12 protein-coding genes are annotated in these 11921 nt (G+C 38.5%); 2 read left to right on the forward strand and 10 right to left on the reverse strand.

What is annotated here, in order from left to right; genetic code table 11:
• Positions 1-10 precede the first annotated feature (10 nt).
• The 8 genes from BG04_RS05210 to yneA form a co-directional block, all read right to left on the reverse strand.
• Complete coding sequence (locus tag BG04_RS05210) at positions 11-1816, reverse strand: ABC transporter ATP-binding protein (protein ID WP_034649304.1); 1806 nt, start codon at positions 1814-1816, stop codon at positions 11-13.
• Positions 1806-3569, reverse strand: a complete 1764-nt coding sequence (locus BG04_RS05215; RefSeq protein ID WP_034649302.1) for an ABC transporter transmembrane domain-containing protein — start codon at positions 3567-3569, stop codon at positions 1806-1808. Before BG04_RS05215 ends, BG04_RS05210 begins: the two co-directional genes overlap by 11 nt.
• A gap of 90 nt (positions 3570-3659) precedes the next feature.
• Positions 3660-3872: a YneF family protein gene (locus BG04_RS05220; RefSeq protein WP_013058772.1), complete on the reverse strand. Its 213-nt coding sequence runs from the start codon at positions 3870-3872 to the stop codon at positions 3660-3662.
• A 90-nt stretch (positions 3873-3962) separates the two neighbouring features.
• Positions 3963-4403: a sporulation inhibitor of replication protein SirA gene (gene sirA, locus BG04_RS05225; RefSeq protein ID WP_013084721.1), complete on the reverse strand. Its 441-nt coding sequence runs from the start codon at positions 4401-4403 to the stop codon at positions 3963-3965.
• Positions 4404-4552: 149 nt separating this feature from the next.
• Complete coding sequence (tkt, locus tag BG04_RS05230; RefSeq protein WP_013058774.1) at positions 4553-6559, reverse strand: transketolase; 2007 nt, start codon at positions 6557-6559, stop codon at positions 4553-4555.
• A gap of 167 nt (positions 6560-6726) precedes the next feature.
• Positions 6727-6957 (reverse strand): DUF896 domain-containing protein, encoded by a 231-nt coding sequence (locus BG04_RS05235; protein ID WP_013058775.1) that lies wholly within the window; start codon positions 6955-6957, stop codon positions 6727-6729.
• A 69-nt stretch (positions 6958-7026) separates the two neighbouring features.
• Positions 7027-7695 (reverse strand): YneB family resolvase-like protein, encoded by a 669-nt coding sequence (locus BG04_RS05240; RefSeq protein ID WP_034649300.1) that lies wholly within the window; start codon positions 7693-7695, stop codon positions 7027-7029.
• 53 nt (positions 7696-7748) lie between these two features.
• Positions 7749-8078 (reverse strand): cell division suppressor protein YneA, encoded by a 330-nt coding sequence (yneA, locus tag BG04_RS05245; protein WP_034649298.1) that lies wholly within the window; start codon positions 8076-8078, stop codon positions 7749-7751.
• A gap of 146 nt (positions 8079-8224) precedes the next feature.
• On the opposite strand from yneA, the gene lexA reads away from it, so the two are divergent.
• Both lexA and BG04_RS05255 read left to right on the forward strand, forming a co-directional pair.
• On the forward strand, positions 8225-8842 hold the full coding sequence (lexA, locus tag BG04_RS05250; RefSeq protein WP_013058778.1) for a transcriptional repressor LexA: 618 nt from the start codon (positions 8225-8227) through the stop codon (positions 8840-8842).
• Positions 8843-9055: 213 nt separating this feature from the next.
• Positions 9056-10501, forward strand: coding sequence for a magnesium transporter CorA family protein (locus BG04_RS05255; protein ID WP_034649295.1), 1446 nt, complete (start codon positions 9056-9058; stop codon positions 10499-10501).
• A gap of 197 nt (positions 10502-10698) precedes the next feature.
• Here BG04_RS05255 and BG04_RS31645 read toward each other — a convergent pair whose 3' ends face one another.
• Together BG04_RS31645 and BG04_RS05260 are read right to left on the reverse strand one after the other, a co-directional pair.
• Positions 10699-10833 (reverse strand): hypothetical protein, encoded by a 135-nt coding sequence (locus BG04_RS31645; protein WP_258357415.1) that lies wholly within the window; start codon positions 10831-10833, stop codon positions 10699-10701.
• An 11-nt stretch (positions 10834-10844) separates the two neighbouring features.
• Complete coding sequence (locus BG04_RS05260) at positions 10845-11822, reverse strand: cation diffusion facilitator family transporter (protein ID WP_016765348.1); 978 nt, start codon at positions 11820-11822, stop codon at positions 10845-10847.
• Between the last annotated feature and the right edge of the window lie 99 nt (positions 11823-11921).

The following is an 11921-nucleotide window of genomic DNA, read 5'->3' on the forward strand; positions in this document are numbered from 1 at the left end:
TTTTTTACCTTCACTCTATCAATTCTGTATAAATCTCTTTTACTCCTGTTTCTTTGCTGAAATTCTCTTCTTTTTCACTGTGCTGAAGCTGATACATATTATAGTACAAACCGCCTTTGTTTAGCAGTTCAGTATGTGTGCCTTTTTCGACGATTTTTCCTTTATGCAGTACTAAAATACAGTCGGCGTGTTGAATAGTGGATAAACGATGGGCAATCGCAATTGTTGTACGGCCTTTTCCCATATCTCTTAACACTTCTTGAATCGCTTCTTCTGTTTGTGTATCAATGTGTGCTGTTGCTTCATCAAGAATAAGGATTTTAGGATTCCGGATGACCGTTCTTGCAAATGCTAAGAGCTGACGCTGGCCGCTTGATAAAGTGGAACCTCTTTCGACTAGCACTTCATTATACTTATTTGGAAGGGCTTCGATAAATGCATGAGCTTGCACAAATTCCGCCGCTGCTTTTACTTGTTCATCAGAAAAATGGTCTTCGTGCAGCGTAATATTTCGTTTCACGGTATCTGCAAATAAAAAGGCATCTTGAAGCACTAGCCCTACCTCATCTCGAAGCTGTTTATTTGAAAAAGACGATAGCGGTTTATTATCGATCAAAATGTCTCCTTTTTGCTGCTCATAAAAACGCATTAATAAATTAATGATGGAGCTTTTCCCGCTTCCCGTATGGCCTACTAAAGCCACTGTTTCTCCTTCGTTTACCGTAAACGATATATCAGAAAGTACATCTCGAACACCATCATAGGAAAACGTTACGTTTCTGAATTCTACCGTTCCTTTTTGTACCCCCTGCTTTTGTTCTCCTGTCATGACTGGATTTTTTTCTTTTTCATCCATCAAGTCAAATACCCGAGAGGCTGATACCATCGCTTGCTGATACATAGAGAGACGCTGCATCATTTCATTAACAGGCTCAAAAAAACGATCCAAGTAGTTGATAAACGCGTAAAGAACACCAATTTTAACAGGACTGTCAGCTACGGAAATACCAAAATAACTGAGCACAAGAATAACGGCCAAAATGTAAAGAATTTCGACTGCCGGCCTTAGCAGCAAACCATCTAACTTAATATTGCGCATCCCCGCTTTGTAATGTTCATCATTGATTTCTTCAAATTCCGAGCGCAGCCGCTTTTCTTGACGAAATAGCTGAATAATAGACATGCCTTGCAAAGACTCATGAAGCTTGGCATTTAACTGGCTTAGTTTCTCTCGAAGCTGTCCGTAGTAAATAGCGCTGTAATGCTGATAAAGCTTCATAAGTCCCCAAATGAACGGGAGAAGAACTAAACAATAAAAAGCCAGCTTCATATCTAGCATAAACATGGCTATAAAAATACCGACCAAAAATACCCCATTTTGAATAAAAACCGCGATGACTTCTACAAACATTTCTTTCATGGCTTCCGTGTCATTTGTAATTCGAGATACCAGGCTTCCCGTGGGCGTGTTGTCAAAAAAGCGAAGAGCCAAGCGATGAACATGAGAAAAAACGTCAATTCGAATCTGCTGAATAATTTGAAGCGCAATTTTTTGGAACTGCAGAAGCTGAAAGTATTGAACGACAATTTTTAAAAGCTGTAAAAGCAAATAACTGCTAGCCAGCCACACAAGAGGCTGAAGAGGCAAATACTTAGGAGTTAAATAATCGTCAATGAAAATTTTAATCAAAATGGGCCCTAATAAATCCGCAGCCGTAGCAATTAATAATAGTGTGAACGCTAAAAAAAATGATTTTTTATGCGGAATTGTATAGCGAAACAGACGTTTATGTACCGAAGAATGCTCAATTTTCATTTTTCGTCTCTCCTTCTTCTACCGCACGTTCAAGCTGCTGTCTATCGTACATATCCTGGTACCAGCCGCTCACGCTAAGCAGTTCCTCATGAGTTCCTCGCTGAATAATTTTCCCTTTATCAAATACAAGAATCAGGTCTGCATGAGTAACCGAGCTCAGCCGATGCGCTGTAATAATCGTTGTTCGATTTTGACGTTTCTGCTTCAGCGCTTGTAAAATACCCGCTTCCGTTTTTCCATCTACCGCTGATAGCGAGTCGTCTAAAATTAAAAGCTCAGGATCTAATAGAAGAGCTCTTGCAATCGAGATACGCTGTTTTTGTCCACCTGATAATGAAACGCCTTTTTCGCCTACTATTGTTTGATAGCCATCTGTAAAATCGAGAATGTCTCTATGTACATTGGCAACCTTAGCCGCTTCTTTAATCTCTTGATTGCTTGCTTCTCTTTTTCCAAAAGCGATATTATCAGCAACTGTTGTTGAAAACAAAAAGTGATCTTGAGGAACATATCCAATGCTTTTGTACAATGAATCAAAAGCATAGTCTTTAATGTCTTTTCCTCCCCATAAAACAGCTCCGTCTCTTACATCAAATTCACGAAGCAGCAGCTTTAAAATCGTGGTTTTCCCAGCACCCGTCTTTCCGACAATCCCTAACGTTTGACCGCGAGAAAGTGTAAAATAAATTTCGTTTAACGTATATGCGTCTTCTTTACCATACGAAAACCTATGAATAACAGCTTCAATATTTCCTGTTGGCATTTCAACGCTAGGATGCGCTGCTTCTTCAATCGAATTTTCTTCTTTTAATAAAGAAAATACCCTATCATATGATGCTCTTCCACGTTCTACAATGTTAAATAGCCAGCCAAACGCGAGCATCGGCCAAATAAGAAGGCCCAAATAAGTTGTAAAGGTAACAAGCTGACCCAGTGTTAACTCTTCACTAATAACCATCTTGCTGCCAAAAATAAGAGCAAGTAAAAAAGAAAGTGCTACAATAATCGAAATGGTCGGATCAAACAATGCATCTACTCGGGCTACTTTCATGTTCTTTTGCACAACATCTGCAGACTTAATGCGAAATTCTTCGACATCAGCTGCTTCTTCCCCAAACGTCTTAATGACTTTAATTCCGCTAATGCTTTCTTGAACCTTATCATTTAAAGTAGAAAATGCTGCTTGTGCGTGATGAAACCGCGCATGAAGCAATGTACCATAGTAACTTGTTAAAACGGCCATAAGCGGCATAGGAATAAGGCAAATAAGCGTTAATTTCCAGCTGATTGTGAGGGCCATTGTGCATAGAACAAGCCCTCCTGTGACAATGGAATCCACGAGTGTCAAAACGCCCGAACCTGCAGTTTGTTGAATAGCTTGAATATCGTTTGTTGCATGAGCCATCAGATCCCCAATTCGCCGCCGTTGATAAAAGGCCTGATTCATCTTGGTAAAATGAGTGTAGAGGGTATTTCTCAGCTGCTTGGCTAGTTTAACAGATGAACCAAATATCATAATACGCCATATGTATCTTGTGAAATAGGCCACAACAGCAGCTCCTAGCAAAATGCCAACCATCTGCATTAAGCGCTTTCCATTCAGCGTCCCTTCTTTAATGCCATCTACCGTTAAACCAATAATTTTAGGCGGGAGAAGTTCTAATGCTGCCACAATAATGAGCAGCGCTATCCCCGTTATATAAGACTTTTTTTCCTGTTTGAAAAACCACCATAACTCTCGAAAAATTTTCATCGTATCCCCCTAGCCCCACAACTATTTTCTTATCTCTATCATAAAACAAAAGACACCCTTCTGAATAGAGAGTGTCTGTCCAATTAACCATTATTTAATTTGGCCGTTCATTGCTTTCATCATTTGGTTAATTTTTTTCTGCGATGGTTTCATGCCCATTTGCATCATCATCATTTTTAACATTTGTTCATTAATTGGTGGATTTTTCTTCAGATAGCTCATCATATACTTACGAGCAATGAAAAATCCTAGCGCTATCCCAACAATTAATGCTAGAACACCAACTAGAATATACATTCCCATGGTATTACTTCCTCCTTCGTGTTGTCTAACTTACAGTGTACTAGACCATACGCTATTATACAATATTTCCGTTCCAATTTCCTTAAATAATTACACAAATTTTCTTGTTTTCACAGGCCTCAGCCAGCCGTATTCATCCGTTCCATAATTCACTGCTAAAAAACAAGGATCTAGCTTGCGTAATACTTCAAAAAAAGCTGTCTCAGCATCAACATTGCCATCTCCTTCAATTGTTATACAGCGATTCGTTAATTTTATAGATGCTCGACTTTTTTTATGAGGATATTCCAGCACAAACGTCTCTTGATGAGTAAAAAAATGAGGATAATGAGAAAACGCCTGAAGCAATTCTCGTTGAATAAATGAAATGGGCAGTTGGCGAGTAATGTAATGAACTTGTTTTTGTAAGTGCGTTTCCTGCAAGTGACGTTTCATTCTATATTCAATCAGCAGCTGATAAATGAGCTTTTCTCTTCGAAAATAGGATGATGCAACTTCTTCCTCCATTAAATATACTTCATACGTTCTCACGATTCATCCTCCCTTTCGGCTCGTTCTTTTTTGTACCATTATACCGAATGGTGTACGCAATGCTTGTCTATCGATGAAAAAATTCCTTTGTTTTTTTGTCGAAAAAAAAGAGCAGACCACAGGAGTCCGCTCTTTCTTATGAAAAAGAATTATGCATTAAGCAAGCTTTTCACTTTTGCTACTACATTTTCAACTGTAAAACCAAATTCTTTCATGATTGTTTCACCAGGAGCAGATGCACCGAAGTGATTAATACCAAGAACTTGTCCTTCGTCTCCAACATAGCGTTCCCAGCCAAGTGTAGAAGCCATTTCAATACCTAAACGTTTTTTCACTGATTTAGGGATAACACTTTCTTTGTACTCAGCAGATTGCTCTTCGAAACGGTCCCATGCAGGCATACTTACTACAGATACGTCAATGCCTTCTGCAGCTAATGCTTTTTGTGCTTCTACTGCTAGGCTTACTTCAGAGCCTGTTGCAAGTATTAATGCATCCGCTTGGTCTTTACCAGCTTTAGATACAACGTATGCACCTTTAGACACGCCTTCGTATGCATTTTCTTTTGTACCTTCAAGCGTTGGCAAGTTTTGACGAGTCAATACAAGCGCCGTTGGGCGGTCAGTTGATTCTAATGCTAGGCGCCATGCAGCAGCTGTTTCATTTGCATCTGCAGGACGAACCACTGAAAGACCTGGCATTGCACGAAGTGATGGTAATTGTTCAATTGGCTCATGTGTTGGGCCGTCTTCTCCAACTGCGATACTGTCATGTGTGAATACATATGTTACAGGAAGCTTCATTAAAGCTGCTAAGCGAATTGCTGGGCGAAGATAATCAGAGAATACAAAGAATGTTCCTCCGAATACTTTTACACCGCCGTGTAGAGCCATACCGTTTAATGCAGCTCCCATTGCAAATTCACGTACACCAAACCAGATATTACGTCCGCTGTAATCAGCTGCAGTGAAGTCTTCTGAACCTTTAATCATTGTTTTATTTGAGCCAGCTAAGTCAGCTGAACCGCCGAAGAATTGAGGTACAGCTTGTGCTACTGCGTTTAATACTTCTCCAGAAGAAGCACGGCTAGCTAGGCTTGAACCCGTTTCGTATGCTGGAAGCGTTTCTTCCCAGCCTTCCGGTAACTTTCCTTCTACTGCTAGTTCAAATTGACGACCTAGTTCAGGGTATTTTTCTTTATACTGTGCAAATACATCGTTCCATTCGTTTTCTTTCTTTTGGCCATCTTCAGCAATTGTAGCTTTGAAGTGAGCATACACTTCTTCTGGCACATAGAAATCTTCTTCAAATGTCCATGCATAAGCTTCTTTTGTTAATTTTGTTTCATCGGAACCTAATGGAGAACCGTGCACGCCAGAAGTACCCGCGTGGTTTGGAGAACCAAATCCGATTGTTGTTTTTACTTCAATTAGCGTTGGGCGTGTTAAATCGCCTTTTGCTTCTTCAATTGCGTTTGCAATCGCTGTCAAGTCATTGCCGTCTTCAACGCGGATTACTTGCCATCCGTAAGCTTTGAAACGATCTTCTACGTTTTCAGAGAACGAGCGATCTAAATCTCCGTCTAAAGAAATATCGTTTGAATCGTATAAAACAACTAAACGTCCTAATTTTAAATGTGCTGCTAATGAAGCTGCTTCAGCAGATACACCTTCCATTAAGTCTCCGTCACCACAAATACCATACGTAAAGTGGTCTACAATTTCTAAACCTTCTTTGTTGTATGTTTCAGCTAAATGACGTTCTGCCATTGCTTTACCAACAGCCATTGCAATACCTTGTCCTAGTGGGCCAGTTGTTGCATCAACACCTGCTGTATGACCGAACTCTGGATGACCTGGTGTTTTACTTCCCCATTGACGGAAGTTTTTAAGGTCTTCAATTGATAAGTCATATCCAGCTAAATGAAGCAAGCTGTATAATAGTGCCGATCCGTGTCCTGCTGATAATACAAAGCGGTCACGGTTGAACCAGTTTGGATTCTTTGGATTGATGTTCATAAATTTTGTCCACAATGTATATGCCATTGGAGCAGCTCCCATTGGCATACCTGGGTGACCTGAATTTGCTTTTTCAATCGCATCGATTGATAAAGTACGAATTGTTGCAATCGAAAGATCTTCAATACGTTGTGTCATACTCTTCATTCCTTTCAAAACTATGTACATATGTTATCATACTAATGATTTGCTTATTTGTACAATACTTGAACCAAAAAATTTTCCACTTTTACAGTTTTTGTGTGCCTTATTAAAAATATACAAAAAACTAGAGGGAACATTCCCTCTAGTTTTACTAGAACGTCTTAGTGAAGACGCTTCTTTTTACTCTCTTTTAACTTCTTAGGCGTAACATCTTTACCTTCTTCGTCCACAACTTTAATCGTATGAAGGTGGTTTGTCATAGATTGTCGGAAAACTTTTAAATATTCCTGACGTAGCTCTTGCTGTTCTTTCGCTTCAGATTCTGTCAGACCTTCAGCCTTTGCCTTTTTTGAAAGAGCATTAATACGAGCAAGTTTATCTTTTGATAGCATATAAAACCTATCTCCTTATAATCAATAATTAAAATTACCGAACCGTTCCGGCAACATGTAGTCATCTTACTAAATCTCTTTCGTTTTATCAAGAGATTGAGCACTCTCTTGGTATTCTTGATAGCGGCGATGTACCGTCGCTTTTGAAATATTATAGCCAAAACCTTTTAGCGTAACTGAGATTTCAGCAAAGGTTAAGCCGTTATGACGAAGGCGGACAATTTCTTCAATTGGCGCTTCTTTTTTTTCTCTTCCCGAGTTAACTCCTTGATTTTTTAAATTTTGCTGCGGACGATAACCGTTTTCTACAGCTCTTTTCATTCCTCTTTTAATTTTAGCATTATGTAATTTCCGCTGATGCTCTTCCACTAAGCTAATAATATCTAACACCATTGAATCAGATTCTGAAAGCTGAAGCTGGCCTTGATGACTAATCGTATAGATGGTAGCATTTTCTTTATGAAAAGCATGAAGCAGCGCAATTCGGGCATTTCCTCTGCCTAATCGTGTTTCATCTTGAATAAGCAACACAGATATTTTTTCTTCTTTCATTGTATGAAGAACATCCAAAATACCCTCTCTGTCTACTTCATATCCGCTTGCTTTTTCCATTACGACTTTTTTTACGTCTAGATGGTGAAGATCAGCAAGCTTTTTTAATTCTTCTTGCTGGCGCTGTAAAGATGTTTCTTGGGTTTTTTTATCCGTACTGACACGGCAATAAATAATGGCATCCACTTTTATCACGACCTTTTCGGCTTCTAACAATATTCAGGAACGACCGTTACACACTACTGTTCAATTGCCACTTGATTATGTAACTCTTTTTTTAAAACAGGAATATATAATTTATCTCCAGGAGATAAAGACTGGACAGTGTCTGAGTTTAAGTCATTGACGTCTTCAACCCATTTGACAAATTCATTGGTGGTCAAATGATGGTGATTATGATACTTGTTGGACAATTCCCAAAGCGTATCTCCTTTTGTGATAGTAACCGTTGAATATTTGTCTAAATCTACTTTATCCGCTCCTAAAACCAGCGTCAATACATATGTAAGTGCAGCGATAACTGCAAAAAAAATAGCGTAATGTTTCATAGAATGTAAGAATTGTTGCATATTATGATCCCCCTATCAGAATATATGTTCTTATTTTAGTGAGAACATTTGTTTCTGTCAATGGAATTCTTCGAACTTATGTTTGTATATTGACACATCACGTGGTATAATTCACCTAAAGAATAGCTAAAATTGAGGTGAAAAATATGAAGCTATCAAAACGTCAACAAGACATACTAGATTTTATTAAGCATGAAGTAAAATTAAAAGGTTATCCGCCTTCTGTTCGTGAGATTGGGGAAGCGGTAGGATTAGCCTCTAGCTCCACTGTACACGGACATTTAGCTCGTTTAGAAAGCAAAGGGTTAATTCGCAGAGATCCGACAAAACCAAGAGCAATCGAAGTTCTTCAACTAGACGAAGTAAACATCCCTAAAAGCAATGTCATTAATGTTCCTGTTATCGGTAAAGTAACAGCGGGTCTGCCTATAACAGCCGTTGAAAATGTGGAAGAATATTTCCCTCTTCCAGATAAATTCGTTTCTCCAGATGATCATGTATTTATGCTTGAAATTATGGGAGAAAGTATGATTGAAGCAGGTATTCTAGATGGCGATATGGTAATCGTACGTCAGCAGCAAACAGCTAATAATGGAGATATTGTGGTCGCTATGACCGAAGACAACGAAGCAACGGTAAAACGTTTCTTTAAAGAAGAAAATTTCGTTCGTTTACAGCCTGAAAATTCAACGATGGCGCCTATTATTCTTCGCCACGTAACGATTTTAGGAAAAGTAACTGGTGTGTATCGCACGATTCACTAATCAGACACTGTATGTAAAACCAACTAATCATGATGTTAGTTGGTTTTTTTACGTTTGTTTTCTAAAAAAATTGGCATATTATAAATGATACGTTGAATCATCGCAGGCAGGTAGAACGGTTTTTGTAAATCTTGTTTTACCTTTTTTACTTTCTACCTGCATTTCCTCGACTCTTACAAGGAAATACAACCGACTATAAGAAGGATGTAGTTTATGACCAATACACCAAGGAAAACAGAACCATTTCAAACCATTGTACCTACCAAAGCAATGAACATGTTTCTTTTTCCTTTTTCCTTTGACCGAAAAAATAAAGAGCAGCTTGTTCATGCACTAGAAGCAAATTTGTTTGAGTTTTTTTCCATTCAAAACAAACATGTAGAAAAAGAATACTACGGAGAACAGTATTACGTATCTCATGATAGCTTGGATCAATATTTTCTTCCTTACATTGAATGTATTCTATTCCCTGATTCCTGCGAAAAAGAAGGCTTGCTTCGATTTTCAAAAAAAATAGACCATACCGTTACGCTACAAACTTCCTCCACCACCGTGTCTAGCAACGTGCTGTCTGTGGATGTTTTTTTATGTCCTTTTGAAATTGGCGTCATGACCATTCGCACTGAGATGAGTCATAATCATTACACCTATGATGACATTTTAGAATTCATGAATCATTTTCGTGTATTAGAACCGAAGCTTGCTGAAGAGCATGGATCCACCATTACCTATGAACATCATCGCTATAGCAAAGTACAGGATTATATTTTTTCACAGCTTGCGCCATTTTTGAACGAACACATCAAAAAAGAAGCCACGCGTGAACAGCATGTAGGGAGCCTTCCTTATTTTATCGATGAACGGATGTTTGTATTAAGTTATGTAACGGTAAATCAAGAGCAAGAGATTAACTCCACAACTTTATTTCGTACTGGGCAGCTAAATAGCTATACGCCTGACGGGAAACCGTTTATCTCTGCACACAACCACGAGTATATTAAAACGTATAATACCAAACACGTGTACTCCAGATGGGCTCCTGAAACCTATTACGTTATAACAGACCATGTGTTTTCGTGTATTTCTAAATCGACAGACTCTAAAACGGATCAGCTTTTGATGAATCATCTATTTGGCCAGCATTACTATAATTTATTTTTGCATTTTTTCTATAAAATCGTGTTGCTAAAACTATCTTATGAGTATTCTCAGCTCACGTTTCATAAAAATTCAGAGGGCATTGAGCGACTAATCCGCTCTATTACCGTATTTTCAGGTAAATATTTATTTTTAGAAATTAGCTCTCGCACAGAAGGTCAAGAGTTTTCTGAGCTCTTTAAAAAAATCTTCCACATCAATTCTCTTTATCAAGAAGTCAAAGAAACCCTTGGTACTTTGTATCAAAATCAAGAGAAAATCGCGGCCAAGCGTCACAATTACTTATTATTAATTTTAACGATTTATACCGTTCTTTCCGGTATTTACGGAATGAATTTAGTTATTAGCAAGCTAAAGGGAAACATCAATTGGGATAGTATGAAGCAGTTTTCTATCTTTGAATATATCGCTTTAATAGTAGCTCTATCAGGAATTCTGATCAGCATTAGTCTCGGAGTGAGCTCCCTATGGAATTTATTAAAAGATCGATTTAAAACATAAAAGCTGTTCGCACCAGAGAATACACATTTAAAAAGAGAAGAGGTCGAGACATAACTCCCTCTCCAATCTACAGACGAACAAATCGGATACATGAGCTAGTAGGAGTCGCTTGTTACACCGCTGGTGATTTCTGAGCAAGACTTCGCTTTCCGCGGGCGGCCGGTGAGCTTCAGCAGGAGTCTTCGCCTGCCCTTCAATCAACTGCTAGAAGCAACTAAAAACATGAAGCCTACGGTCACCATACCAATAAAAAAATCCGAACGAATTGGATTCTCCATCAAGAATCTGGATTGATCGTTCGGATCTTCTTCAATTAAAATAATTTTGTCCAAACCTCTTCTTTTTATTCTTTTTGAAGCTGTAAATCACTTGGCGCCCAGTCCGGAATTCCATCATCTTCATCAAATTCAATAATGACATCCGTTACTCCTTTTTCCTGTAAAATACGATTTTCCAGACGATCTTTAATGTCATCAGCTTCTGCCACTGTTAAAGAAGGATCAATTTCTACTTTTAATTCAACGTGAAGCTCTTCTCCTTCTTTCATCACCATTAATGTTTGAATATCACGCACTTGTACATCTTGCATGACAATCGCGCCAATTTTTATTTCCATTTCTTTATCTGCTTCACCAAGCGCTCCAGCAGCATTATCTAAAAATACTCGTCCTACCACAAAAAACATCATAAGCCCAATTAAAATAGAAGCAATTCCTTCAGCTTGGTGAAAAGGTGTAAACCGTGAAATGAAAACGGCTATTAACGCCAATACGCCTCCTCCAGTAGCTACCAGATCTTCCATAAAGACCAGCTTGGTTGCTGGCTTTGCTTTCCTTAAATGAACAAAGCTTTGGGTAAAAACATTGACCTCTGCAGTATTCATTCCGACATCGTGCAAAATTTCTTTCATTGCCTTAAATAGGACAAACATCTCAAGTAACACCGAGATGCCAAGTACTGCAATATTTAAAATAAAGCCTGAAGACTTCGTGGGATGAAGAATATGGTGATATCCTTCTTTAATCGTTTCAAACGCCATAATCCCTACTACAAGAACTGCTCCTAATAGAACAAGATTAACCAATCGGCCGAAACCGTTTGGAAATCGTTTGGTCGGGGCTTTTTTACTTAATGCCGAACCTATAAAGACAAAAAACTGATTAGCTGCATCGCCTAAGCTGTGCATCGTTTCAGCAAACATTGCTACATTCCCTGTTAAAGCGAAGGCAATACCTTTAATGATAGAGATAATGGTATTAACTACAGCGGCCATGATGGCTGATTTATTTCCCTTTCGCAACAATTTAATTAATTCACTCATACAATCCCTCCGTTTGCGCCTTTGATGAGATTCGATTACGGTTAGTGTATGTGAATTTAAAAATTAAAAACCTCCAACATACAAGTTGGAGGTTTTTAG

The organism is Priestia megaterium NBRC 15308 = ATCC 14581 (genome assembly GCF_000832985.1).
Taxonomy (GTDB): domain Bacteria; phylum Bacillota; class Bacilli; order Bacillales; family Bacillaceae_H; genus Priestia; species Priestia megaterium.